This window comes from Streptomyces sp. NPDC048338 (genome assembly GCF_043201055.1).
Taxonomy (GTDB): domain Bacteria; phylum Actinomycetota; class Actinomycetes; order Streptomycetales; family Streptomycetaceae; genus Streptomyces.
Genome location: NZ_JBICYQ010000001.1, coordinates 673,281 through 698,407, shown reverse-complemented (window position 1 = coordinate 698,407; position 25,127 = coordinate 673,281). Strand labels below are relative to the sequence as shown.

At 73.6% G+C, this 25,127-nt stretch carries 24 protein-coding genes; 9 read left to right on the top strand and 15 right to left on the bottom strand.

Annotated elements, in window-relative coordinates:
* Positions 1-3: 3 nt before the first annotated feature.
* The gene (locus ACGFZF_RS03205; RefSeq protein ID WP_393550782.1) at positions 4-903 is read right to left on the bottom strand and encodes an SGNH/GDSL hydrolase family protein; all 900 of its coding nucleotides are present in this window, start codon (positions 901-903) and stop codon (positions 4-6) included.
* 270 nt (positions 904-1,173) lie between these two features.
* Between ACGFZF_RS03205 and ACGFZF_RS03200 the strand changes: the two genes are divergently transcribed.
* A complete protein-coding gene (locus ACGFZF_RS03200; RefSeq protein WP_147977856.1) occupies positions 1,174-1,668 on the top strand; it encodes a DUF3145 domain-containing protein in 495 nt (164 codons plus the stop codon).
* A 179-nt stretch (positions 1,669-1,847) separates the two neighbouring features.
* On the opposite strand, the gene fabF is transcribed toward ACGFZF_RS03200, so the two are convergent.
* The 5 genes from fabF to fasR form a co-directional block, all read right to left on the bottom strand.
* Entirely contained in the window at positions 1,848-3,110 is a 1,263-nt protein-coding gene (fabF, locus tag ACGFZF_RS03195) for a beta-ketoacyl-ACP synthase II (RefSeq protein ID WP_147977855.1), read from the bottom strand.
* A 79-nt stretch (positions 3,111-3,189) separates the two neighbouring features.
* Positions 3,190-3,438: an acyl carrier protein gene (locus ACGFZF_RS03190; protein ID WP_356598454.1), complete on the bottom strand. Its 249-nt coding sequence runs from the start codon at positions 3,436-3,438 to the stop codon at positions 3,190-3,192.
* A 56-nt stretch (positions 3,439-3,494) separates the two neighbouring features.
* Positions 3,495-4,526, bottom strand: coding sequence for a ketoacyl-ACP synthase III (locus ACGFZF_RS03185; protein WP_356598452.1), 1,032 nt, complete (start codon positions 4,524-4,526; stop codon positions 3,495-3,497).
* A gap of 18 nt (positions 4,527-4,544) precedes the next feature.
* Entirely contained in the window at positions 4,545-5,462 is a 918-nt protein-coding gene (locus tag ACGFZF_RS03180) for an ACP S-malonyltransferase (RefSeq protein WP_393550781.1), read from the bottom strand.
* 89 nt (positions 5,463-5,551) lie between these two features.
* On the bottom strand, positions 5,552-6,733 hold the full coding sequence (gene fasR / locus ACGFZF_RS03175) for a fatty acid biosynthesis transcriptional regulator FasR (protein ID WP_356598448.1): 1,182 nt from the start codon (positions 6,731-6,733) through the stop codon (positions 5,552-5,554).
* 302 nt (positions 6,734-7,035) lie between these two features.
* On the opposite strand from fasR, the gene ACGFZF_RS03170 reads away from it, so the two are divergent.
* A complete protein-coding gene (locus tag ACGFZF_RS03170) occupies positions 7,036-7,692 on the top strand; it encodes a pirin family protein (RefSeq protein WP_393551011.1) in 657 nt (218 codons plus the stop codon).
* A 33-nt stretch (positions 7,693-7,725) separates the two neighbouring features.
* Here ACGFZF_RS03170 and ACGFZF_RS03165 read toward each other — a convergent pair whose 3' ends face one another.
* Positions 7,726-8,910: an Ig-like domain-containing protein gene (locus ACGFZF_RS03165; RefSeq protein ID WP_393551010.1), complete on the bottom strand. Its 1,185-nt coding sequence runs from the start codon at positions 8,908-8,910 to the stop codon at positions 7,726-7,728.
* Positions 8,911-9,116: 206 nt separating this feature from the next.
* Between ACGFZF_RS03165 and ACGFZF_RS03160 the strand changes: the two genes are divergently transcribed.
* The 5 genes from ACGFZF_RS03160 (at position 9,117) to ACGFZF_RS03140 (ending at position 14,852) form a co-directional block, all read left to right on the top strand.
* On the top strand, positions 9,117-10,292 hold the full coding sequence (locus ACGFZF_RS03160; protein ID WP_393550780.1) for a lipid II:glycine glycyltransferase FemX: 1,176 nt from the start codon (positions 9,117-9,119) through the stop codon (positions 10,290-10,292).
* Positions 10,289-11,938, top strand: coding sequence for a murein biosynthesis integral membrane protein MurJ (murJ, locus tag ACGFZF_RS03155; protein ID WP_393550779.1), 1,650 nt, complete (start codon positions 10,289-10,291; stop codon positions 11,936-11,938). Before ACGFZF_RS03160 ends, murJ begins: the two co-directional genes overlap by 4 nt.
* 126 nt (positions 11,939-12,064) lie before the next feature.
* A complete protein-coding gene (locus ACGFZF_RS03150) occupies positions 12,065-12,748 on the top strand; it encodes a response regulator (protein ID WP_393550778.1) in 684 nt (227 codons plus the stop codon).
* Positions 12,745-14,214 carry a sensor histidine kinase gene (locus ACGFZF_RS03145; protein ID WP_393550777.1) on the top strand — a complete coding sequence of 490 codons (1,470 nt, stop codon included), beginning with the start codon at positions 12,745-12,747 and terminating at the stop codon, positions 14,212-14,214. The genes ACGFZF_RS03150 and ACGFZF_RS03145 overlap by 4 nt, the downstream gene beginning before the upstream one ends.
* Positions 14,211-14,852 (top strand): hypothetical protein, encoded by a 642-nt coding sequence (locus tag ACGFZF_RS03140; protein ID WP_393550776.1) that lies wholly within the window; start codon positions 14,211-14,213, stop codon positions 14,850-14,852. The genes ACGFZF_RS03145 and ACGFZF_RS03140 overlap by 4 nt, the downstream gene beginning before the upstream one ends.
* A 30-nt stretch (positions 14,853-14,882) precedes the next feature.
* On the opposite strand, the gene ACGFZF_RS03135 is transcribed toward ACGFZF_RS03140, so the two are convergent.
* A complete protein-coding gene (locus ACGFZF_RS03135; protein ID WP_393550775.1) occupies positions 14,883-15,698 on the bottom strand; it encodes a serine hydrolase domain-containing protein in 816 nt (271 codons plus the stop codon).
* Positions 15,699-15,767: 69 nt separating this feature from the next.
* Between ACGFZF_RS03135 and ACGFZF_RS03130 the strand changes: the two genes are divergently transcribed.
* Both ACGFZF_RS03130 and ACGFZF_RS03125 read left to right on the top strand, forming a co-directional pair.
* Positions 15,768-16,172: a MerR family transcriptional regulator gene (locus tag ACGFZF_RS03130; RefSeq protein ID WP_393550774.1), complete on the top strand. Its 405-nt coding sequence runs from the start codon at positions 15,768-15,770 to the stop codon at positions 16,170-16,172.
* Between the two features lie 4 nt (positions 16,173-16,176).
* A complete protein-coding gene (locus ACGFZF_RS03125; protein WP_393550773.1) occupies positions 16,177-17,187 on the top strand; it encodes an aldo/keto reductase in 1,011 nt (336 codons plus the stop codon).
* 95 nt (positions 17,188-17,282) lie between these two features.
* Here ACGFZF_RS03125 and ACGFZF_RS03120 read toward each other — a convergent pair whose 3' ends face one another.
* The 7 genes from ACGFZF_RS03120 to ACGFZF_RS03090 form a co-directional block, all read right to left on the bottom strand.
* Entirely contained in the window at positions 17,283-18,551 is a 1,269-nt protein-coding gene (locus tag ACGFZF_RS03120; protein ID WP_393550772.1) for an acyltransferase, read from the bottom strand.
* Positions 18,548-19,528: an alpha/beta hydrolase gene (locus ACGFZF_RS03115; protein WP_393550771.1), complete on the bottom strand. Its 981-nt coding sequence runs from the start codon at positions 19,526-19,528 to the stop codon at positions 18,548-18,550. The genes ACGFZF_RS03120 and ACGFZF_RS03115 overlap by 4 nt, the downstream gene beginning before the upstream one ends.
* Before the next feature lie 218 nt (positions 19,529-19,746).
* Entirely contained in the window at positions 19,747-20,433 is a 687-nt protein-coding gene (locus ACGFZF_RS03110) for a response regulator transcription factor (protein WP_356598425.1), read from the bottom strand.
* A complete protein-coding gene (locus ACGFZF_RS03105) occupies positions 20,430-21,761 on the bottom strand; it encodes a sensor histidine kinase (RefSeq protein WP_393550770.1) in 1,332 nt (443 codons plus the stop codon). Before ACGFZF_RS03105 ends, ACGFZF_RS03110 begins: the two co-directional genes overlap by 4 nt.
* A gap of 176 nt (positions 21,762-21,937) precedes the next feature.
* On the bottom strand, positions 21,938-22,801 hold the full coding sequence (locus tag ACGFZF_RS03100; RefSeq protein WP_393550769.1) for a DUF4429 domain-containing protein: 864 nt from the start codon (positions 22,799-22,801) through the stop codon (positions 21,938-21,940).
* A gap of 75 nt (positions 22,802-22,876) precedes the next feature.
* Positions 22,877-24,088, bottom strand: a complete 1,212-nt coding sequence (locus ACGFZF_RS03095; RefSeq protein WP_393550768.1) for an alpha/beta hydrolase — start codon at positions 24,086-24,088, stop codon at positions 22,877-22,879.
* A 324-nt stretch (positions 24,089-24,412) separates the two neighbouring features.
* Positions 24,413-25,054 (bottom strand): TetR family transcriptional regulator, encoded by a 642-nt coding sequence (locus ACGFZF_RS03090; RefSeq protein ID WP_393550767.1) that lies wholly within the window; start codon positions 25,052-25,054, stop codon positions 24,413-24,415.
* Between the last annotated feature and the right edge of the window lie 73 nt (positions 25,055-25,127).

The window sequence follows — 25,127 nt, the reverse complement described above, 5'->3', positions numbered from 1 at the left end:
ACCCTACGCGGGCGGCGCCTCCGCCGTCACCCGGCGGTGGGCGATCTCGGCGAGCCGCGCCTGTCCGTCCCGGCTCGGATGGAACCAGTCCCAGGGGCTGAGCTGCGCCCCGTCGAACCGGAAGGCGAACACCGCCCCGCCGTCGTACCGGCAGCGCGGATCCTTCGCGCAGACCTCCTTCAGGACCGCGTTGTACGCCACCACCCGCTCCTGCACCGTGGCGCGCCGCCGCTCGGCGGCCGCGCTCAGGTCCTCCGCGTCGGCCAGCATCGAGGCGCAGATCCCCAGCTTCCAGACCTGCCGCCCCACCGGGTTCGTCCGGCCCGTCGACCACAGCCGCTTGAGGTCCGGGACGCTCGACACGTACACCTGCGCCTTGGGCGCGGTCTTCCGCAGCCGGGCCAGCGCCGCCTCGAACGAGGAGCGGAACTCCTCGACCGGCGTCATCCGTTCGGGACTCTCCCGGCAGGCGTCGTTCGCGCCCATCATGACCGCCACCAGCTCCGGCGCGCGGGCACCGGCCCTGGCCATCTGCTCCGGCAGCTCTTCCATCCGGGCCCCGGACCGGGCGAGGTTCCAGCTGTGTCCCGCGACCCGCTCCGGGCCGAGCAGCCGCAGGGCGAGGCTGTCGACCGCCGCGTCCGTGCCGGTCGCCCAGGACGCCTCCGGACAGTCCGTCAGGATGCCGCAGGCGTCGAAGGCCCGCGTGATGGAGTCGCCGACGGCGGCCACCGAGGCGGGGGAGCGGTCCCAGACGGGCGTCGGCCTCGGCTTCGGGCTCGCCGACCGGGACGGCGCGGAGGCCCCCGGCGGGGCCGCGTCGCAGCCGGACAGGGTGCCCGCGCACAGCAGGACCGCCACCGCCGAGGCGACGACGGTGCGAAAACGTTGTCGGGCGTGCATGCCTCGGCTTCTCCTCCGGCGTCCGTTCGGCGTCCTGGCGAGTGAAAGCTTGGTGTCCACCGGCCCCCGGACCGACCGTACGTCACCCCAAGGGCGGTGCGGCACGGTAGCTTTTCCCCCGTCGAACCAGAGGCACCTTTGCCAACCGGCTCCGGTAAATTACATCACGTCACATGCTGTCCCTTTTTCGGGGGTTTGTGGAGTTTTGCTCCCGATGCTGTTTACTGAGGCCGCTGGGAAGGCGAACCTCGTCCCACACTGGAGGTCCCGGTGACGACACGTGGAGTCCTGTACGTTCACTCCGCACCGCGCGCGCTCTGCCCGCACGTCGAATGGGCGGTCGCGGGTGTCCTCGGTGCGAGGGTCCAGCTCGACTGGATCCGTCAGCCGGCGTCGCCCGGCACCTGGAGAGCGGAGTTCTCCTGGCGGGGCGAGACCGGCACCGCCTCCAGACTCGCCTCCGCGCTGCGCGGCTGGCAGATGCTCCGCTTCGAGGTCACCGCGGAACCCTGCCCGACCGCCGAGGGCGAGCGCTACAGTGCCACCCCCGAACTCGGCATCTTCCACGCCGTGACCGGCATGCACGGCGACATCCTGATCCCCGAGGACCGGCTGCGCGCCGCGCTCGCCCGCTCGGTGCGCGGCGAGACGGACCTGGAGGCCGAGGTCGCCAAGCTGCTCGGCAAGCCCTGGGACGACGAACTGGAACCCTTCCGCTACGCGGGCGAGGGCGCGCCGGTCCGCTGGCTGCACCAGGTCGTCTGAGGGCTGTCCCGCCATCCCCGGCGGAGCGGCGCGCGGCGTCGGACGCGGTGCTTCGCCCTGTCCTGCCCGGGCGGTCTTCCCGGGCCCGCGCCGGTGTCCCGCGGCCCGTGGACGGCACGAGGCCCCTGCCGGCGGGTGCCGGCAGGGGCCTCGTGTCAGCGTCGGGCGCCGTCCGCGGATCAGACCGTGCGGAACGCCAGGACCACGTTGTGGCCGCCGAAGCCGAAGGAGTTGTTGATCGCCGCGATCGTGCCCTGCGGCAGCGGGCGCGGCTCGCCGAGGACGATGTCCGCCTCGATGGCCGGGTCCAGCTCGTCGACGTTGATCGTCGGCGGGGCCGTCCGGTGGTGCAGCGCCAGGACCGTCGCGACGGTCTCGATGCCGCCCGCGCCGCCCAGCAGGTGACCGGTCATCGACTTCGTCGCGGAGATCGCGACGTGGTCGAGGTCGTCGCCCAGGATCTGGCGCAGCGCCTTGATCTCGGCGACGTCACCCTGCGGCGTCGAGGTGGCGTGCGCGTTGAGGTGCACGACCTCGGACGGCTTCAGGTCCGTGGAGTCCAGCAGGTTCTGCATCGCGGCGGCGATGCCCCGGCCGGTCGGCTCGGGCTGCGCGATGTGGTGGCTGTCGGCCGACAGGCCCTGGCCCAGCACCTCGCAGTAGATCTTCGCGCCGCGCGCCTTGGCGTGCTCCTCGGACTCCAGGACGACGACACCGGCGCCCTCGCCGAGCACGAAGCCGTCACGGGCGGTGTCGTACGGACGCGAGGCCTTGGTGGGCGCGTCGTTGTTCTTGGACATCGCCATCATGTTGGCGAAGGCCGCGATGGGAAGCGGGTGGATGGCCGCCTCGGTGCCGCCGGCCACGACCACGTCGGCCCGGCCGGTACGGATCATCTCGACGGCGTAGCCGATCGCCTCGGCGCCCGACGCGCAGGCCGAGACCGGGGTGTGCACGCCCGCCCGGGCGTTCACCTCCAGGCCGACGTTGGCGGAGGGGCCGTTCGGCATCAGCATGGGAACGGTGTGCGGGGAGACGCGGCGTACGCCCTTCTCCTTCAGCACGTCGTACTGGTCCAGCAGCGTGGTCACACCACCGATGCCGGAGGCGATGACGGTGCCGAGCCGCTCGGGCACGATCGTTTCGTCTTCGCCGGCGGGCGCGGTGTAGCCCGCGTCGGCCCACGCCTCGCGGGCCGCGATCAGCGCGAACTGCGCCGAGCGGTCCAGCTTGCGGGCCAGGGGGCGGGGCAGAACGTCGCCCGGGTCGACCGCGGCGGGCGCGGCGATCTGCACGGGCAGTTCGGCGAAGCGGTCGCCCTCGAGGGGCTTGACGCCGGAGCGTCCCGCCATCAGACCTTCCCAGGTCGATGCGGAATCGCCACCCAGCGGTGTGGTTGCGCCGAGACCGGTGACGACCACGGTGCGATTGGTCGAGCTCACAGGAATTCTTTCTCCACGTGTGTGATGGTCGAAATACGGCGCCACCGCCGGGTGGCGAACCGAATCAGCAAGGACCGAATCAGCCCTGGTGCTTCAGGATGTAGTCCGCGGCGTCGCCGACGGTCTTGAGGTTCTTGACGTCCTCGTCCGGGATCTTGACGTCGAAGCGCTCTTCGGCGGCGACAACGACCTCGACCATGGACAGGGAGTCGACGTCCAGGTCGTCGGTGAACGACTTGTCGAGCTCGACGTCCTCGGCCGGGATGCCGGCGATCTCGTTCACGATCTCGGCGAGACCTTCGACGATCTCTTCCTGGGTGAAGGCCATGTTGGCGCTCCTTCTGTGATTGCTTCGGTAAGGGGCTTCCGGGAGATCCGGTGTGCCTAGGGGAGGGTAACGACCGTGGCGGCGTAGACGAGACCCGCCCCGAAGCCGATGACGAGCGCGGTGTCGCCGCTCTTCGCCTGTCCGGTCGCCAGCATCCGCTCCATGGCGAGCGGAATGGAGGCGGCCGAGGTGTTGCCGGTGGTCTCGACGTCGCGGGCGACCGTGACGTTCTCCGGCAGCTTCAGGGTCTTCACCATCGAGTCGATGATCCGCATGTTGGCCTGGTGCGGGATGAAGACGTCCAGGTCCTCCGGCGCGATGCCGGCGGCGTCCAGCGCCTGCTGGGCGACCTTGGCCATCTCGAAGACGGCCCAGCGGAAGACCGCCTGACCCTCCTGCGTGATGGCCGGGAACTTGATCTCGCCCTTCTCGTTGAGGGGCAGCTTCGACACGTCGCCGACCTGGAACTCGTTCCACGGCACGGTCTGCTTGATCGTCTCGGACTTGTCGCCCTCGGAGCCCCAGACGGTGGGGCCGATGTGCGGCTCGTCGGAGGGACCGACGACCACGGCGCCCGCGCCGTCGCCGAACAGGAAGGCCGTCGCGCGGTCCTCCAGGTCGGTCAGGTCGCTCAGCCGCTCGACACCGATGACGAGGACGTACTCGGCCGAACCCTCGACGATCATGCCCTTGGCCAGCGTCAGGCCGTAGCCGAAGCCCGCGCAGCCGGCGGAGATGTCGAAGGCGGCCGGCTTGCCGGCGCCGATCTTGTCGGCGATCTCGGTCGCGACGGCCGGGGTCTGCTTGAAGTGCGAGACGGTGGAGACGACCACGGCGCCGATCTGCTCCGGGGCGATCCCGGCGTCCGCGATGGCCTTGCCGGCCGCCTCGACCGACATCGCGGTCACGGTCTCCTCGGGGGAGGCCCAGTGGCGGGTGGCGATGCCGGAGCGCGAGCGGATCCACTCGTCGGACGAGTCGATCGTCTCGAGGATCACCTCGTTCGGCACGACCCGGACCGGGCGGTAGCCGCCCACACCCAGGATCCGCGCGTACGGGGCGCCCTTGCTGGGCCTGATCTTCGACATGCTTCTCGACACTCCTTGTCAGGCTGCGGTGTGCTCGGCGACAAGCGTGCGGGCCGCGTCGAGGTCGTCGGGGGTCTTGAGGGCGACCGTGGCGACGCCCGGCAGGGCGCGCTTGGCCAGCCCGGTCAGGGTGCCGCCGGGGCACACCTCGATCAGCGCGGTGGCGCCCAGTGCCTTGAAGGTCTCCATGCACAGGTCCCAGCGGACCGGGTTCGCGACCTGGCCGACGAGGCGCGAGACGACCTCGGAGCCGGTGGCGACGGTCCGGCCGTCCTTGTTGGAGACGTAGGTGACCGACGGGTCGGCGACGGTCAGCTCGCCGGCCGCGGCCTCGAGCTTCGCGACCGCGGGGGCCATGTGGTGGGTGTGGAACGCGCCCGCCACCTTGAGGGGCACGACGCGGCGCACACCCTCGGGCTTGTCGGCCTCCAGGGCGGCCAGCTGCTCCAGCGTGCCGGCGGCCACGATCTGGCCGGCGCCGTTCACGTTGGCCGGGGTCAGGCCGAGCTTCTCCAGATGCGGGACGGTCACCTCGGGGTCGCCGCCGAGCAGCGCCGACATGCCGGTCTCGGTGATCGCGGCGGCCTCGGCCATCGCCAGACCACGGGTCCGTACGAGGCGCAGCGCGGCGGTGTCGTCGAGGACGCCGGCGAAGGCGGCGGCGGTGATCTCGCCGACGCTGTGGCCCGCGACGGCGCCGGGGGCCAGGTCACCGAGAGCGGCGGCCGACAGCAGACCGGCGGCCACCAGCAGCGGCTGGGCCACGGCGGTGTCGCGGATCTCGTCCGCGTCGGCCTTCGTGCCGTAGTGGGCGAGGTCGAGCCCGATCGCGTCGGACCAGGCCGCGATGCGGTCGGCGGCGCCGGGCAGTTCGAGCCAGGGAGTCAGGAAGCCGGGCGTCTGAGCGCCTTGGCCGGGAGCGACGAGTACGAGCACCCTCACACTCTCTCTTGTGGACGGTCCGGTGCGCCCGTGGGGACAGGGACGAAGAACCGTCGGGGGAATTGTTGGTGTTCGACAAAAGTCTAGGACTGCGGATCACCGTCGGCCAAGCGCCCCAGGATGAGGGCGATTCGCAGCGTGAACGCGGATCGGACATCGGAGGGTGACCAGCCGGTGACATCTGTCACACGTCGGAGCCGGTAGCGCACGGTGTTGGGATGGACGAACAACATCCGGGCGGCGCCTTCGAGGCTGCTCGCCTGCTCCAGATAGACACTCAGCGTCTCCAGGAGGGCCGAGCCCGCTTCCTCCAGCGGTCTGTAGATCTCCTCCACCAGCTGTTCGCGGGCCGAAGGGTCGGAGGCGATCGCGCGCTCCGGCAGCAGATCGTCCGCGAGAACCGGCCGCGGGGCGTCCTGCCAGGCCGAGCACGCCTTGAGTCCGGCGGCGGCGGCCTGCGCCGAGCGGGTCGCGGCGAGCAGGTCGGGGACGACGGGTCCGGCGACCACGGGCCCGGCCGCGTACGGCCCGATCAGGGCCTTCGCGACCTGGAGGGGGTTGTCGTTGCCGCCGGCGATCACCACGAGCCGGTCGCCGAGGACGCCGGTGAGGACCTGCAGCTTGGCGTGCCGGGCGGCGCGGCGGATCGCCTCGACGGTCAGCTCGCTGTCGCCGTCGGGGGCCGTGCCGAGGACGACGCAGACATGGTCGGGGGAGTTCCAGCCGAGGGCGGCGGCCCGTGAGACCGCGCCCTCGTCGGCCTCCCCGGACAGGACCGCGTTGACCACCAGCGACTCCAGCCGCGCGTCCCACGCGCCGCGTGCCTCGGCGGCCTGGGCGTAGACCTGGGCGGTCGCGAACGCGATCTCGCGGGCGTAGACCAGGAGCGCCTCGCGCAGGATCGACTCGTCGCCGGGTGCGGCGACCTCGTCGATCGCCACCTCCATGACCTCGATGGTGGTGCGCACCATCTCGACGGTCTGCCGCAGCGTGATGGCCCGGGTCAGCTCCCGCGGCGCGGTCCCGAAGACGTCCGTGGAGATCGCCTGAGGGGTCTCCGGGTGCCGGAACCACTCGGTGAACGCGGCGATGCCGGCCTGGGCCACCAGGCCGATCCACGACCGGTTCTCGGGCGGCATCGCCCGGTACCACGGCAGCGTCTCGTCCATGCGGGCAATGGCGTCGGCGGCGAGCCGCCCGGAGGACTGTTCGAGGCGCTTCAGGGTGGCGGTGTGCGGGTGAGCGGCGTTCGCGGGTTCAGACACGGGGACAAGACTGCCTTATCGGGACGGCGCCGTGCGGGGTCGGGGCGGTTTCGCCGACCGGCAGGTCCGGCGGGCCCGGCGGGCCCACCGTCCCGCCGGGCCCGCCGGCCGGGACGGCCCGGCACCTTCCGCGGCGCCCTCGCTCCCGCTCGCCGCGGGACTCCCGCCCCACGCGGCCGGCCCTCCCGGACCGCTCGCCCGGTCGTCTCCTGCCCCGCTCGTCCCGGCCGCCTCGCGGCCGGTCCCCGCGTCCGCCGGGGACGGGCCCGCGCCCCGGCCGGACCCCGTACCGTGGCCCCGTGATTCGCATCCAGCGCGCCGGCGACCGATACCCCGGGGGCGATCCCGAGGCCGGGATCGAGACCCGGCACGCCTTCTCCTTCGGCGGCCACTACGACCCCGACAACCTCCGTTTCGGCGCGGTCCTCGCCTGCAACGAGGAGCGGCTCGCCCCCGGCGCCGGCTTCGCCGAGCACCCACACAGCCACACCGAGATCGTCACCTGGGTCGTCGAGGGCGAGCTGACCCACCACGACTCGGCGGGCCACACCACCGTCGTCCGCCCCGGGGACGTGCAGCGCCTCAGCTCCGCCGGGGGAGTGCGGCACGAGGAGCGCAACGACGCCGAAGTGCCGCTGGTCTTCGTCCAGATGTGGCTGGCGCCGCTGGAACCGGGCGGCGAGCCCTCGTACGAGATCGTCCGCGGCATCGCCGACTCCACGCCGTACGCGCTCCCGGAGGCGGCCTCGATGCTGCACGTCCGGCGCCTGACGGCGGGCGAACGGACCGCGGTCCCGGACGCCGGCCTCGTGTACGCGCACGTCGTGCGCGGCACCGTCCGCCTCGACGGCGAGGAGCTCGGCCCCGGCGACGCGGCCCGGGTGACGGGATCCGCGAACCTCGCCCTGCTGGCCACCGCCGAGGCCGAGGTCCTGCTGTGGGAGATGCGGGAACGCTGACCCGCGCCGCGGGCGGGCGCGCTCACGCGGGCGTCAGTTCGCCAGCGCGCTCTTCGACCGCCACTTCTCCCAGCTCACGTTCCACGCCCCGTAGCCGTTGCCCTCGGCCACCGTGCCCTTGGTCTCCGCGCCCTTGATCTCGAAGGGGTCGCCCACCTTCACCATGGCGTAGAAGGCGGCGGCGTTCTCGGTGCTCATGCCGATACAGCCCGAACTGTGGTTCGCCCGGCCGAAGTAGGCCGCGTTCCACGGCGCCGCGTGCGCGTACATGCCCGACCAGGTCAGCCGCATCGAGTAGTCGACCATCTTGTCGTAGGCGTCGCCGAGCCCGACCGTCTCCGAGTTCATGTTGATCGTGCCCTCCTTCGCCATCAGCACCGCGGTGCCCCGCCAGGACCGCTTGTCCCCGCCGGGCGTGCCGCCCGAGACGGGGATGGTGCGCACCGCGCGCCCGTTCTTCTCCACGGTGAGCCGGTGGGCGTCCAGGTCGACCTTGACCACCTGCGCGTCGCCGACCCTGAAGCCGGTCCGGTAGTCGCGGACGAACCAGCTGCCGCCCGAGTCCGTCCCGTTCAGCCGGGCGTCGAGCGTCACCTCGGTGCCCGGCTTCCAGTACACCTCGGGCCGCCAGTCCGCCCGGTCCCGGCCCGAGTAGTCCTTCACCCAGCCCCAGGAGCCGACCGTGCCGTTCGAGGTGGTGACCTTGAGCTCCTTCTCCACCTCCGCCTTGTTCGCCACCGGCCGGTCGAACACGATCGACAGAGGCTGCCCGATCCCGACCGTCGTGTTCTTCCCCGGCGCCAGCGTCAGCTTGTTGACCAGCGAGGCCTTCTTCGTCGTGAACGACGACCGGGTCGTCGTCTCCTTCCCGCCGGCGCTGCGCGTCGTCGCCTCGACCGTGTACGAGGCACCCGGCACCGCCTTGCGGTCCGAGACCCACGACGCCCCGCCGGCCTCGGTGCGCCCCGCGAGCACCGCGCCGTCCTCGTCGGCCACCTTCACGGACGTCAGCGTTCCGTCCTTCGCCGTCACCGTCACCGGCCGCCCCGCCGCCGGGGACACGACGCTCACCTTCACCGGACGATCCGCCGCTCCACCGGGCTTCGCGTCCTGCCCCTCCCGGGGCGCGCCCACCGCACCGGCCGTGCAGGCGGTGAGGGAGACGCTGAGGGCGACGGCCGCGAGCACCGGACGTATGCGGGTGCGGACGGGATACACGGGAACCACGGAAGCCTCCGGAAAAGTGTGGGATGTTCCGGACTCTAGGTCGCCGCCCCGCCCCGGACACCCGCCCCGGCCCATGTGACGACGGCTATGGCGGAACGGTCATCGTCCGGTCACATTCGACGCGCGGACCGGTCAAAGTCGGCTGTGAGCATCCTGTGCGCCCCCCGAACGAGGGGCGGAACAAGGAGGCTCCCGTTGTGTCAGCGCTGCTCGTGACGGCCGCACCCACCGTGCGGGATACGCGACTTCGGATCGTCACCCCCGAGGCGTACCGCACCTTCCTGACCTCCCGCTCCACCGGCGCGGACGGCCCCAGCTTCCTCCAACTCCCCTCCTGGGCACGGGTGAAGGACGGCTGGCGGCACCAGCTCGTCGGCTGGGACGGGGAGTCGGGGGAGCCGGCCGGAGTCGCCCTCGTCCTGCTGCGGCCCTTCCCCGGCACCCGCAAGTTCTTCGCGTACCTCCCCGAGGGGCCCGTCGCCGACTGGTCCGCACCGGACCTCGACGGCTGGCTCACCCCGCTGCTGCGGCATCTGCGGACCGCCGGCGCCTTCGCCGTGCGCATCGGCCCCACGCCCGCCTTCCGCCGCTGGGACGCCGCCACCCTCAAGGCGGGCACCGGGCCCGGCCGGAAGCTGGCCGACGTCCTCGCCAGCGAGGTCGACCCGCTCGGCACCGCCGTCGCCGAACGGCTGCGGGCCCGCGGCTGGCGCCGCTGCGGCGGCGACTCGGAGGACGGCGCCGACGCGCAGCCCCGCTTCGTCTACCAGGTCCCGCTCGCCGGCCGCACCACCGACGACCTCTGGAACGGCCTCAACCAGGAATGGCGGCGCAACGTCCGGAAGGCCCGCAAGTCCGGGGTCGAGACCGTCATCGGCTCGGCCGCCGACCTGCCGGAGTTCTACCGGCTGCTGAGGATCACCGAGGAGCGCGACGGGTTCCGCCTCGGCCGCTCGCTCACCTACTACCAGCGCCAGTACGAGGTCCTCAACGCCGAGCAGCCGGGCCGCATGAAGCTCTACCTCGCCCGCCACGAGGGCGAGATCCTCGCCGCCCACACCATGATCACCGTCGGCGGCCGGGTCTGGTACCAGACCGGCGCCTCCGCCGACCACCGCCGCGAGGTCCGCCCCTCCAACGCCCTGCAGTGGCGGATGATGCTCGACGCCCACGCGCACGGCGCGGCCGTCTACGACATGCGCGGGATACCCTCCACTCTCGATCCGGGCGACCGCGCCCACGGCCTGCTCCGCTGGAAGCTGGGCACGGGCGGGCAGGCCGTCGAGACACTGGGGGAGTGGGAGACACCGTTGAACGGCACGACCAACCACGCGCTGTACCGGGCCTTCCAGGCCTACCTGGCCCGTCGATGACGGCGACCGCCCTCGCGCCCGCGAAGACCGGCTCCTCCGTGCTGCGGAGCGGCGCGCTCATGGCCGCCGGCTCCCTCGTCTCGCGCGCCACCGGATTCGTACGCTCCGCCGTCGTCGCGGCGGCACTCGGCGTCGGACTCGTCTCCGACGGGTACGCGGTCGGCAACTCCGTGCCCACGATCGTCTACATGCTGCTCCTGGGCGGAGCCCTCAACGCCGTCTTCGTCCCCGAACTGGTCAAGGCGGCCAAGGAGCACGAGGACGGCGGCGCCGCCTACACCGACCGGCTGCTGACCGTCTGCGTACTGGCACTGCTGGCCCTCACGGCCGGCGCCGTCCTCGCGGCGCCCGCGATCGTCGACGCCTACACCGACTACACCGGCGCGCAGGAGTCGACGACCGTGGCGTTCGCCCGGTACTGCCTGCCGCAGATCTTCTTCCTCGGACTCTTCACGCTGCTGGGGCAGGTCCTCAACGCGCGCGGCCGGTTCGGCGCGATGATGTGGACGCCGGTCCTCAACAACCTCGTCGTCATCGCGGTGTTCGCGCTCTACCTGGTGACCGCCACGACCGGCGGCGGCGCGCTCACCCCGGGCGAGACCGCCCTGCTCGGCTGGGGCACCACGGCGGGCATCGCGCTCCAGGCCCTGGCCCTCGCACCGTCCCTGCGCGCGGCCGGTTTCCGCTGGCGCCCGCGCTTCGACTGGCGAGGCAGCGGGCTCACCGCGCCCCTGCGCTCGGCCGGCTGGCTGGTGCTGCTGGTCCTCACCAACCAGGCCGCCTACTGGGTGACGACCCGGCTCGCGACGGCGGCGGGACAACAGGCGGGAGCCGGCGGCGGCGCCGGAGGCTTCGGCTTCGCCGCGTACAACAACGCCTACCTGCTCTGGGCCGTGCCGCACGGCATCGTCACCGTGTCCCTGGTGACCGCGCTGCTGCCCCGGATGAGCGGCTCGGCGGCCGACGGTGACCTGGCGGGCGTGCGGCGGGACGTCTCGTACGCGCTGCGGACGAGCGCGGCGGGCATCGTGCCGGCCGCGTGCGCCCTGTTCGCACTGGCCGCGCCGCTGATGGCGACGGTGTTCCAGTACGGCAGGACGGACGCCGACGACGTCCGGGCGATGGCCTGGATCCTGATGGCCTTCGCCCCCGGCCTGATCGCGCTGTCCGGCCAGTACGTCTGCACCCGCGCCTTCTACGCCCTGCGGGACACCCGTACCCCCTTCTTCCTGAACCTGGTGATCGCCGGACTCAACGCCGGTCTGTCGGTGACCGCTTACGCGCTGCTCCCGGCGCACTGGGCGGTGGCGGGCATGGCCGCCGGGTACTCGACCGCCCTGTGGGCGGGCTGGGCGCTGACGGCCTGGGCCCTCGCCCGGCGGCTGGGCACCGGCACGGAGCGGACACACCCCCGCGCCCTGCCCGCGCTGGCCCGCCTGCTGGCCGCGGCCGTCCCGGCGGCCGGGACGGGACTGCTCGTCGCCGACGCGGTCGGCCCGGCGGGAGCGGTCGCCGCGGACGCGGCCGGCGCCCTGGCCGTCCTCGGGGTCTTCGCCCTGCTGGCCCGCCCGTTGCGGCTCACCGAGCTCCAGACCCTGCTGACGGGCACGACCGGCCGGCTGCGCGGCCTCGCCCGCCGCCCCTGACCCGACCTCCCCGCCGTCCGTCCCGTACCGCGCCCCGCCGTCCACCGCTCCGGCCCGCAGCCGCGAGCGGTTCCGTCCGCCCTCCCCACGGGGAGGGCGCTCGCACACTCTTGGGATACTCGCCAGATGCCTCGCGTGCTCCTCATTGAAGACGACCCCTCCGTACGCGAAGGGGTCGAACTCGGCCTGCGGCGGCGGGGACACGAGGTGCGGGCCGCCGCCACCGGAGAGGCCGGTCTCACCGCGCTCGGCGAGTTCCGCCCCGACCTCGTGCTGCTCGACCTGATGCTGCCCGGCATGAACGGCGTGCAGGTCTGCCGCCGGGTCCGGGAGACCAGCCAGCTGCCGATCATCATGCTCACCGCCCGCGGCGACGACTTCGACGTGGTCGTCGGCCTGGAGGCCGGTGCCGACGACTACATCGTCAAACCCGCCCGCACCGAGGTCATCGAGGCCCGCATCCGCGCCGTGCTGCGCCGAATCGAGGAGCCCGGCGGCGGACGGCCCGCCATCGAGTTCCACGGCGACCTCGCCGTCGACCGGGCCGGGCTCACCGTCGCCAAGTCCGGGGAACGGCTGGCCCTCGCCCCCTCCGAACTCAAGCTGCTGCTCCACCTGACCGCGGCCCCCGAGCAGGTCTTCAGCCGCCAGCAGCTCCTCGAACACGTCTGGGAGCACAGCTACCACGGTGACGCCCGGCTGGTCGACGCCTGCGTCCGCCGCCTCCGCAACAAGATCGAGGACACCCCCGGGACGCCCCGCTACATCCAGACGCTGCGCGGCTTCGGCTACCGGTTCGGACCGCTGTGAGGCGCGCCCCGCGCGAGCGCACCGGCCCGCCCGCCCGCCGTTGGTGGGCCCGGCCCTTCGGACTGCGGACCCGGCTCGTCCTCGCCTTCCTGCTCGTCGCCGCCGTCGGCTGCGGCACCACCGCCGCACTCACCTACCGGGCCGCCCGCAACGCCATCCTCGAACAGACCCAGAACACCGCGGTCTCCGCCTTCCGCGACGAGATCGGCCGGCTCGAGACGCCGCTCCCCGTCGACCAGACCGCGCTCTCCGTCCAGTTGCAGCGGATCGCCCGGCTGGGCAAGCCCCGGCCCTGGATGGTCTACGCCGAGTACGGCAGCGTCCGGGTCTCCTCGGCCCAACGTCCGACCTCCACCGTCATCACCCCCGAACTGCGCGCCCGCGCCCAGGGCACCCCGCACGGCAGCTTCCAGCGGGTGCTGCGGGGAGGCACCCCGTACCTCACCATCGCCGTGCCCGCCGTCTTCCAGCCGTCCCCCCGCGTCACCGCGTTCCACCGCACCGGCCTGGTGTTCTACGCCGTCCTCGAACTCGACGAGGAGGAGGCCAACATCGAGGCGATGGTCACCGCCGCCCGCGACGGCGCCCTGCCCGCGCTGCTCGTCGCGCTCGTCCCGGCCCTCCTCGCCGCCCGCAGCGTCCTGCGCCCCGTGCGCGAACTGCGCCGGGCCGCGCACAGCATGGGGCGCGGCGAGCTCGACACCCGTATCCAGGCCCGCGGCACCGACGAACTCGCCGACCTGGCACGCACCTTCAACGAGTCCGCGGCAGCACTGGAGAGCTCCGTCGCCGAACTGCGCGGCGCCGAGGCCCGCGCCCGCCGGTTCGCCTCCGACGTCTCGCACGAACTGCGCACCCCGCTCGCCGGGATGCTGGCCGTCACCGAGGTCCTCGACGAGGACGCGGAAGGGCTCGACTCCGACACGGCCCGGGCCGTGCGCCTCATCAGCGCCGAGACAGGCAGGCTCGCCGACCTCGTCGAGGACCTCATGGAGATCTCCCGCTTCGACGCCCGCGCCGCCGAACTCCACACGGACGAGGTCGACGTGGCCGATTCGATCCGGAAGACCCTGCAGAGCCGTCGCTGGACCGACGCCGACACGATCGACACGGACCTCCCGTCCGGCATTCGCGCGCGCCTCGACCCGCGCCGCTTCGACGTGATCGTCGCCAACCTGGTCGGCAACGCGCTGCGGCACGGCCGCCCGCCCGTCACGGTCCGCCTCTCCACCGAGGGATCCTGGCTGGTCACGGAGGTCGCCGATCACGGGCCCGGCATCCACGAGGACGTGCTGCCCCATGTCTTCGACCGCTTCTTCAAGGCCGATCCGGCCCGTACCCGTTCGTCCGGCAGCGGCCTCGGGCTGGCCATCACCCTGGAGAACACGCGGCTGCACGGCGGCACCGTCGAGGCCGCCAACCGGCCCGGAGGCGGTGCCGTCTTCACCCTCAGGATCCCGCTGTGAACCCCGGACGGACCCGGACCGCCGCGGCCGCACTGGCGCTGGCCGCCGTGCTCGGCGGCTGCGGCATACAGAAGAGCGACGTGGTCGAGGCCGGCGACGCGGCGACGATCGCCGTCCAGCCGTCCCCGTCGTCCCGGATCCTGCTCTTCTTCGTGGACCGGGCCGGCGGTCTGGTGCCCGTCGCCCGGCGGGTGGACCCGCCGGGGCCGGAGGAGGGCGTGCTGGACGGCGGCGCCGTCGGCGACGCGGGCGAGGGCTCGCCCGATCCGGGCTCCTCGGGCGGTGCCGGGCCGGCCGCGGACCGGCCGCGGATCGCCACCGAGAAGATCCTCGCCCAGCTCCAGTACGGCCCGACGCCCGAGGAGCGGGCCGCGGGGCTCGACTCCCTGGTCCCGGTGCCGCGCACCGAGAAGCACGGGTTCATCATGGACCGCGCCAGGCAGGACGCGGACACGGACGCGGACGCGGACGGCCTCCCGGCGATCCGGCTGTCGACGCAGCTGCTGGTCCACGACCTGGAGGAGGTCGCCGTCCAGCAGATCGTCTGCACGGCCGCCTACGCCGTGAGCCCGACCGGGCAGGCGCTCGTCACCCTCGTCGGCACCGACGGATCGCTCCCGCCCGCCCACTGCGGCTGAGGCCGCGGGGCGCCCGGGCCCCCGCGGGGGTCAGCCGCGCAGCTCGGCGAGCACCGCGTCGGTGAACGGCGGCCACGCCTCGACCGCCCACGGCCCGAAGGGCCGGTCGGTCAGGGCCACGCACGCGGCGGCGGCGTCGGGGTCGATCCACAGGAACGTGCCCGACTGGCCGAAGTGCCCGAAGGTGCGCGGCGAGGAGCCGGACCCCGTCCAGTGGGGCGACTTGGAGTCCCTGATCTCGAAACCGAGCCCCCAGTCGTTGGGCCGCTGGTGCCCGTAGCCCGGCAGGATGCCGGTGAGACCGGGGTGGGTGACCGTCATCGCGTCGAGCACGGTCCGCGCGTCGAGCAGCCGCGGCGCCTGCACCTCCGCGGCGAACCGCACGAGGTCGTCGACGGTCGACACCGCGTCCTTCGCGGGCGAGCCGTCCAGCGTCGTCGCCGCCATGCCCAGCGGCTCCAGGACCGCCTGGTGCAGGTACTCGGCGAAGGGGATGTCCGTCGCCTTGGCGACATGGTCGCCGAGCACCTCGAAGCCGGTGTTGGAGTAGATCCGGCGGGCACCGGGCGCGGACATGACGCGCGGCTCGTCGAAGGCCAGGCCCGAGGTGTGGGCCAGCAGGTGGCGGACGGTGGCGCCCTCGGGCCCGGCGGGCTCGTCGAGGTCGATCGCCCCCTCCTCGTACGCGACGAGGACGGCGTAGGCCGCCAGCGGCTTGGTGACCGAGGCCAGCGGGAACCGCTGTCCGGTCGGGCCGTGCGACCCGGTCACGGTGCCGTCCGCGCGTACGACGGCGGCGGCCGCGGTGGGGACGGGCCAGTTCTCGATCATCGCCAGGCTCTGCATGCACCCGAGCCTACTGGGACCATGAACCTACTTGCTTCGAGTGCACTCCAAGTCTTTAGCGTGGAGGTCATGAGCGTGATCGAGAGCACCACTCCGACCCATCCGAGGCCGGACGGCCAGGACCGCTACACGATCAGCGAGGTGGCCGCCTGGACCGGTCTGACGGCGCACACCCTGCGCTGGTACGAGCGGATCGGGCTGATGCCGCACGTCGACCGCTCGCACACCGGCCAGCGGCGCTTCACCAACCGCGACCTCCGGTGGCTGGCCTTCGTCGGCAAGCTGCGGCTGACCGGGATGCCGGTCGCGTCGATGGTGCGGTACGCGGAGCTGGTGCGGGAAGGCGATCACACCTTCGCCGAGCGGCGCGAGCTGCTGGAGACCACGCGGCGGGACGTGGTGTCCCGCATGGCCGAGCTCCAGGACACGCTCGCCGTTCTGGACATCAAGATCAGTCACTACGGGGAGGCATGACCCGATGAGCAGGATTCCCACGACCCGGCTGGGCACCGACGGCCCGGAGATCGGTGTCCAGGGCTTCGGTGCCATGGGCATCAGCGAGTTCTACGGCGACACCGACGAGGCCGCGGCCCGCGACACCCTCGACGCGGCCCTGGAGGCCGGCGTCACCCTGATCGACACGGCGGACGTGTACGGGCAGGGCGCCAACGAGCGCTTCCTCGCGCCGTTCGTCGCCGCGCACCGCGACGAGATCACCCTCGCCACCAAGTTCGCCATCGAGCGGCGCCCCGACGACCCCCACCACCGGGGCATCCGCAACGACCCGGCCTACGTCCGGCAGGCCGTCGAGGGCAGCCTGCGCCGCCTCGGCGTCGAGACCATCGACCTCTACTACATGCACCGCCGCGACCCGGCCGTGCCGCTCGCCGAATCGGTCGGGGCGATGGCCGAGCTGGTGCGGGAGGGCAAGGTCAGGCACCTGGGCCTGAGCGAGGTGACCGGCGCGGAGCTGCGCGAGGCGTACGCGGTGCACCCGATCGCCGCCCTCCAGTCGGAGTGGTCCCTCTTCTCCCGCGACGTCGAGCGCAGCGCGGTCGGCGCGGCGGCCGAGCTGGGCGTCACCCTCGTGCCGTACTCGCCGCTCGGCCGGGGCTTCCTGACCGGAGCCTTCGCGGACGCCTCCAAGGACCTCTCGGGCGGCGACTTCCGCCGTCACCAGCCGCGATTCACCGGCGAGAACGCTGTGCGCAACGCGGCGCTCCTGGAGCCGGTGCTGAAGATCGCGGCGGCGCACGGCGCGACGGCGGCGCAGATCGCCCTCGCCTGGGTCCAGCAGCGGTCCGCCGTGCACGGCCTGACCGTCGTCCCGATCCCCGGCACCCGCAAGCGGTCCCGGCTGCTGGAGAACGCGGCGGCGACCCGGATCTCGCTCACGGACGCCGAACTGGCCGCCCTGGAGCCGATCGCCGGCCAGGTGGCGGGCGACCGGTACCCGGACATGAGCTCCACCGCGGCCGCCCGCGAGTAGCTCCCGGGGCAGGCCGGTGCGACGGGGCGGCCGGCGACCTCGCCCGTCGCGCCGCCCCGGCGGGACCCGGGTGCGGCCGGGGCGCGTCGCGCGGTTCACGCCAGTCCCAGCGCGAAGACCGCGAACCCCGCCGCCAGCAGCCCCGCCGCCGCCCGGCGGGCCGTGCCGGTCCCGGCCCATGGCGACTCGAAGCCGCGCGCGTACCGGCCGACGAGGACGAGGAGCCCGGCGAAGAGCGGCATCCAGGCCAGCCGGGCGACGATCCAGCCGAGCGTGTCGGGCGCCGTGGTCAGCCCGGGCAGCTCCCCGGCGTACGAGGCGGGGATCGCCGCGGCGAGCATCGCCGTCTGGTGCCAGCACAGGATCGTCATCGCCGACAGGTTGACGACCACGACCGGCGCCCACAGCGCGGGCCGCCGCAGCAGCCGGCCCAGCCGGTCGCGCAGCAGGACCGCCAGTCCGCTCTGGGTGGCGGCGAGGGCCAGCACGAGCAGCGACGGCGGGTGGGAGTTCGTGCGGGCCTCGCCGGGGACGCCCACCATCGAGGCGGGGTAGCCGAAGAAGAGGAGGAGCGCGGCGAAGAGGGCGGCGCCGCCGACGAGCAGACCCCAGGCGTGCCGCCGGGTGACCCTGCCCAGCCCCCAGGAGACGCCCAGCTGGTAGGCGAAGAGCCAGCCGGGGAGGATGTTCAGCGCGCTCAGCCACGACGGCATGGAATCCGCGTACGGCCCGTAGCGCAGGTGGTCGACGACCGCGACCGCGCCGAGCAGCGGGGCCGCCGCCCACACGCCCGCCCGTTCGGCGGCGCGGACGCAGAGCGGGGTGAGCGCGGTGACGACGGTGTACACCCCGACGAACCACAGCGGCTGGACGACGAGGGTGGACGCCGTCCGCAGCGTGTCGCCGGGCACCCCGAACCCGAGGTGGAGCAGCGGGAGAAGCAGCGCCCACACGGCCGTGACCCCGAGGACGGGCCGGCCGAGCCGGGCGATCCGCCCCTGGAGCCAGGCGCGGGAGGAGCCGGTGCGCCTGCCGTAGGACAGGACGGAGGAGCAGCCCCCGACCAGGAAGAAGATCCCGAGCATCTGGAGGACCCAGCTGACCGGGGCGAAGGGGCCGAAGGCCGACAGCGGGCTGGCGTTGTGGATCGCCCCGTCCGCGGAGAGCGTGAACCCGCCGAGCAGCCAGTGCCCGGTCGGCACGGCGAGCAGGGCCAGGGCGCGCAGCCCGTCGACGGCGCGGTCGCGGTGCGCCGGGGTCCGCGCCTCGATCCGGGCGGCCAGGCTCCCGATCCGTCCCGTTCTCGCGGTCCCCTCCCGGCGCTCGGGTGCGTGCGTCGGCGTGCCGTGCGTGCGCGAGCTCATCGGGCGTCTCCCTGGGCGATGGCGGCGAAGGTGCGGAGGGACCGGGTGCCGGGGGCGAAGTAGCCGCCGTGCCCGGCGACGTCGTCGGCGGCGACGCGACGGGCGCCGAAGGCCGGGGCGGCCGGGTCCGGGCCGTGCCCCAGCCCCGCGAACTCCACGTGCGGGACCTTGTCGATCCAGTCGGTCGGGGCCTTGGCGGCCCACACGCGTGCCGAGGTGTTGAGCGCACCGGCGTCGGCGGCGCGCATGCCGGGGGAGCCGAGGACGACGAGGTCCTTGGCCTTCAGCCGGTGCGCGGCGAGGCCGCAGACGACGGAGCCGTAGCTGTGGCAGAACACGGCCGGGGTGGGCGTGCCGACGGCGGCGAGACCGTCCGTGAGGCCGACGAGCCGCTCGGCCCCCGCTTCGGCGAGCCTCCCGGTGGCGGCGTCCGGACCGACGCCCACGGGGGTGGTGTACCCGGCCCAGGCGATGACGGCGGTGTCGCCGTGGGTGGCCTCGCGCAGACCGGTCGCCATGGCGGCGAGCGGCGCGACGTTCCCGGCGTCGATGTCGGAGCCCGGGACGATCACGGCCACGTGGCGGGCGGTCGCCGGGTCTCCGTAGACGAGGGCGACCTGCCCCCGGTCGCGGGGGTCGAACGCGAGGACCCGGGCGCCGCCGAACCGGGCGCCGACGGTACGGGCGTTGGCCTCGTACCGCAGGGCGAGGGGCGCTCCGTCGAGGTTCCCCACCACGGAGGGGTGCTCCCTGACCAGCTCCTCGCGCCGCTGGTCGGTCAGTCCGGCGAAGAAGTCGCCGACCCGGTCCGGTGTCATGCGCTCCGGATCGGGCAGCCCGTCCGCGATCCAGGCCCGCGTCCCGACGGGCACCCCCGTCACGGCCTGCTGTGCGCTGCCGGACGCCCAGCCCGCCGTCCCCGCGACCGCGGTGACCGTGAGCGCCGCGGTGATCAAGGTCCTCGTGTAGCGGCCCATGTCCCGGCCCCTCCCCTTCGTCTCTCTCGTCGATGACGTGAGGAAGTTAGGGAGAGGGTGGGTGAGGGAGCGTCACACCGGGGGGCCAACCGTGCGGTGCTACCGGGGTAGGGGGCGGACGAGGGGCGGGCCCCCGGCGAGGGGTGGGGCTGTCCCCCGCACGGCCCGGTCCGTGTCCCCGGGCGCCGCGAGCCCGGCGGGACTTCGGCGGCAGGCCCTCAGCGCGTCGCGTCGCCCGGGGTGACCAGGCCCGATTCGTACGCGAAGATGACCGCCTGCGCGCGGTCCCGCAGGTCCAGCTTGGCCAGGACCCGGCCGATGTGGGTCTTCACCGTCTGTTCCGCGAGGACCAGGTGGTCCGCGATCTCCTGGTTCGACAGCCCGCGGGCGATCAGCTCCAGTACCTCGGTCTCACGCGGCGTCAGCCCGTTGAGCCGCAGCGCGGCCCGGCCCGCGCGCGGCGCCGGGCGGGACGCGGCGAAGTCGGCGATCAGACGTCGCGTCACCGACGGGGCGAGCAGCGCCTCGCCGGCCGCCACCACCCGCACGGCGGCGATCAGGTCCGCCGGCGGCGCGTCCTTGAGGAGGAAGCCCGAGGCGCCCGCGCGCAGCGCCTCGTACACGTAGTCGTCCACGTCGAAGGTCGTCAGCATCAGCACCCGCGGCCGGTGCACCACGCCGGGCGGCGGGTTCAGGATCTCGCGCGCCGCCGCCAGGCCGTCCATCTCCGGCATCCGCACGTCCATCAGCACGACGTCCGGATGCGTGGACCGCGCCACGTCCACGCCCTGCCGCCCGTCCGGCGCCTCGCCGACCACGTCGATGTCGGCCTGCGCGGCGAGCAGCGCGGCGAATCCCGCCCGCACCATGGCCTGGTCGTCGACGATGATCACGCGGATGGTCACGAGGTGTCCTTCGAGGTCAGCGGGAGGCGCGCGGCCACCCGGAAGCCGCCGTCCGGCAGCGGACCGGTGTCCAGCGTGCCGCCGGTCAACCGTACGCGTTCCCGCATGCCGACCAGCCCGTGCCCCGTGCCGGAACCCTCCAGGGGCGAAGTGCGCTCCGGTGCCGGCCCGTTGACGACGAGCACCAGGAGCCGGCGTCCGCCCTCTCCGCCGTCCGCCCCGTCGTCGGACCGCACCGACACCCGGGTCGCCGCGCCCGGCGCGTGCCGGACCACGTTGGCCAGCGCCTCCTGCACGATCCGGTACGCGGACAGGTCCACCGCCTGCGGCACGTCGCCGAGATCGGCCGCCAGCGAGAGTTCGGCCGGCACCCCCGCCCGTACCGTCGCCTCGATCAGCTGCTGCACCCGGGCGAGCCCCGGCTGCGGAGCGCGTTCGCCCTCCGTCCCCTCGTTGCGCAGCACCACGAGCAGCCGGCGCATCTCGGCGAGCGACTCCCGCGCGCTCGCCGCGATCGAGGTGAACTCCTCGCGTGCGGCGTCCGGGAGTTCGGGGATGCGGTACGGCGCGGAGTCCGCCTGGACCGTGATCACGGACATGTGGTGCGCGACGACGTCGTGCAGTTCCCGTGCGATCCGGGCCCGTTCCTCCAGCAGGGTCCGGCGGGCGCGTTCAGCCTCGCTGATGGTCTCCTGCTCGACCAGCCGCCGCTGGGCGTCCCCCCGCTCGCGCAGTGTCGCGGTGAGCAGGAGGACCACCCCGCTCAGCACGAAGAGGAGCACCTGGACGCCGTTGGTGTGCTTCGGCGCGATGAGGAAGAGGCCGAGACCGGCGGCTCCGGTCAGCAGCCACACCCCGAACAGGGCCCGGCGCGACTCGCGCAGCCCCAGGGCGAGCATCAGCGCCAGATAGCCGACCACCACCGGTGGTGTCCACGGCCAGGCGCGGCCGTCGAGCCCGTCGGCGCCCAGCGTCACGAAGGCCCCGGCGATGTCGGCCGCCCCGATGATCCACCACGCCTGGAGCGGACGGGTGACGGCGAGCAGCAGCGGCGCGGTCTGGGCGACGGCGAGCGCGCCCGCCGACGCGCCGCCGACCTCGTAGTCGTTGACGAGGACGGTGATGGTGGAGGGGAGCAGCGAGGCGACGAAGGCGAGGGCGACGACGTACGGCAGCAGTCGCAGCCACCGCTTCGAGGCCGTCGCGAGCAGCGGGGCGCCCGGCCGGGTCGGGGTCGCGAGGGCGACTCCGACGGCCTGCAGGGAATCCCCGGCGGGTGTGAGCAGTCGGGCGACGCGGGCGCGGAAGGTGGCGGGTTCGGTACTCATGGCCTGTTCAGGTTAGGCAGCGGGGCCGGCTCCTCGCGTCATACCGAGGGGCCGGTCCCGGTCTCGTACCGGGGTATGACGGGCCGGCCTCCGTGGGCGCCGTCCCGTCCCGTCCCGGCTCCCTGTCCCGCGCGTCCGGTCCCGGCTCCGGGTCCCGCGCGTCCGGTCCCGCCCCGTCACAGCTCGGCCAGCAGCTCCGCCTTCTTCGCCGTGAACTCCTCGTCCGTCACCAGGCCCGCCCGGTGCAGGTCGCCCAGCTGCCGGATCCGTTCGGCGATTCCCGCCGGGTCGCGCCGCTCGGCCTCCAGGGGCGTCGCCCGCCCCGCGCCCCGGATCGCCGCGAGGACCGACGCCGCGAACGGCAGCGACTCGTGGACCGGGCCGTAGCCGAGGCCGAAGACGACGGCCGCCGGGTCCCGGTCGGCCTGCGCGTGCTGCGGTTCGCCGTTGCGGGGCAGCAGCCGCAGGTACCCGTCGAACACGTCCGGCGAGCGCCACTCGATCCCGCTGAGCTCCCGTACCGGGAAGGTCTGGTCGCCCGCCTTCCACTTCTCCGAGGACGCGCCGGTCCAGAACCAGCGGAACGCGACCTCCGCCTTCCCGTCGAACGTCGCCTTCCCGTCGTACGCCTTGAAGGACTGCGGCCCCTCCGGGGCCGCCACCAGGAATCCGTCGGCCGGCCCGTCGTCCGCGCCGCCCGGCCGGTCCGCCAGCACCGACCGCAGCTCGTCCCGGTAGTACTCGGCCAGCGTCTCGCGCTCGGCGGGCAGCACCAGCCGGTACGGGTCGCAGACGTCCTTCAGCTGGCCCGCCGCCGCCTCCATCAGAGGATCGGATCCCGGCCGCGGCACGGCGTGCAGCACGACGGTGCCCCGCTTGCCCGGGGCGAGGGTCACCGACGCCAACGCCTCGTGCGGGATACGTCTTTCGCGCAGCGCCTGGAAGAGTCTCGGTGCGCGGATCCCCCGTTCGAAGCGGATGACGACGGCGTCGCTCTCGAACTCCCAGGTGGCATGAATTCCGGCCAGCACATCACCCATGTGCCTCATCGTATGCGGCCGACGCCTGTGCGTCGCCCCCCGCGTGAGGGCGCGATGCCGTGCGCTCTACGCGCGTCAGTTCACTTCCGCGCCGGAGATTCCACGGCGGCAAGCGCTGTCGGCGCTCGCGCAGGTCAGGCGCTGGTACGCACCGACGCCTATCGCGGCGAAGTTGTCGAGGCTCTCCGTACCCGGCTCGAAATAGCCGGCATGGCCGGTCGCCCCGGCCGCGGACAGCAGCCGCGCCCCGAACTCCGGCGCCACCGGGTCCGCGCCGTGCCCGACCCCGCCGACCTCCAGGTTCGGCACGTCCTGGATCCAGTCGTCCGCGTCCCGCATCGCCCAGACCCGGGCCCGGGTGGACAGGCCGGCCGCGCTCTCCACCCGCATGCCGGGAGATCCGGCCACCGCGACGTCCGTGACCCGGGTCGGGAGCCGGCGCGCGGCGACCCCGCAGAGCACGGAGCCGTAGCTGTGGCAGAACAGGCTGACGCGCGAGGTGCCGGGGAGCGCGTCGGTCATCTCCACCAGCCGCACGGCCCCGTTCTCGGCGAGCCGGCCCATCGCCGCGTCGATGCCGACCCCGACGGGCGCGGTGTAGTCGGCCCAGGCGATGACGGCGGTGTCCGAGCCGGGTGCCGCGCTCCGCTCGGCGGCGTACAGCGACTCCGCCATCCCGGCGGGGGCCGAGTACTTGCGCCGGCTCTTCTGGAAGGTGAGGAGGTTGGTGTCGACGCCCGGCACGATCACCGACACCCGCGGGGCCCGGTCCAGGTCGCCGAGCACCTCGGCCGTCCGCCCGGCGCCGCTGGGGTCGAAGGCGAGGATCTGCCGGTCCCGCCGCATCAGCGACATGAACCGGTGCACCCGGCGCAGTGCCTCGTGGCGGCCGCTCGCGTTCAGCCGAGGGTCGTCGACGCGACCCCGTTCCGCGGCGAGCGCGCGGGTGAGGGACAGCCGGTTGGCGCGGTAGCGCAGGGTGACCGGCGCGCCGTTGAGGTTGCCGACGACCAGCGGGTGCGCGTCGGCGAGCCGGGCGCCCAGGGACGGGCCTATCGAGCCGAAGAACGAGGCGATCGTCCGGGCCGGGGCGGTCGGGTCGGGCAGGGCCCGGTGACCGACGCGGTCGCGCGCCCAGGCGCTGAGCGCGAGCGCCCGGGGATCCCCTGGCCCGCGCTGATGCCGGATCGTCGTCCAGCCGGTGGTCGCCAGGAGCACGAACACCACGGCCAGCGCGAGCAGCATGCGCCAGACCGGAAGGGTGGGGGAGGAGTCGAAGGAAGTCACTGCGGGACACCCTAGGAGACGCGCCCGGCGCGCCGGGCAGGCGGGTGACGGGGATCACAGAGCCCAGGAGGTGGGGTGACGCTCGGTACGCGCGGGCGCACGCCCCGCAGGGCCGGGCGCGCCCCGGCGGGCGGTGTCCGTGGAGCGGCGCTCGGCCGCATACGACGGCCTCGCGTGGCCGGCGGGCGAGGGGCGAGGGCGCGGGGAGGCGGTCGCGACCCCGGACCGGCGGAGGAGGAGCGCGGCCGCGGGGAGGCGGTCGCGACCCCGGACCGGCGGACGGGGACCGTGGACGGCCGCGCCCCTCGCGCCCGCCGGCAGGCGCTACGACCGCCAGTGCGGGGCCAGGGCCGGGCCCAGCTGGTCCAGGTAGCGCTCCGTCAGTTCGCGGATCGCCTCCAGCGTCAGGTCGGTACCCCGTCCCCACAGCTGGCCCGTCACCCGCATCACGCCGCTGAAGGCCGCCACCGCGATGCGGGGCCGCGGGTCGGTGTCCACGTCGAGGCCCTCGCGCTCGGCGATCAGGCGGGCGATGCTCTCCTCCATCTCGGTGGAGCGGCGCAGGTGGGTGGCGAGGAGCGCCGGCGTCGACTCGATCATCCGGTAGGTCCGCAGGTACAGCTCGACGGGGATGACCTCCATGACCGCCTCGCCGATGGTGTCCCAGGAGCTCAGCACCGCGTTGCGCATCGCGTCGAGCGGCCCCTCCTCGGCGGGCCGTTCGGCGAGTGCCCCGACGAAGCGCTCCTCCACCATCTGCTGCACGGCGAACGCGACCTCCTCCTTGGACGCGAAGTACCGGAAGAAGGTGCGCTGCGAGACCTCCACCGCCTCCGTGATCTCGTCCACGGTGGTGTGCTCGTACCCCTTGGTCGTGAACAGCTCCAGGGCCACGCGCAGCAAGGCGTCGCGTGTCCGCTGCTTCTTCCGCTCCCGCAGGCCGGAAGCCGTCACGCCATGGTCCATTTTCCGCCCTTTTTCCGACGCTTCGTGCTGCTCAGCGTACCTGTGAGCAACATGTCAGTTACCGACGCGTGAA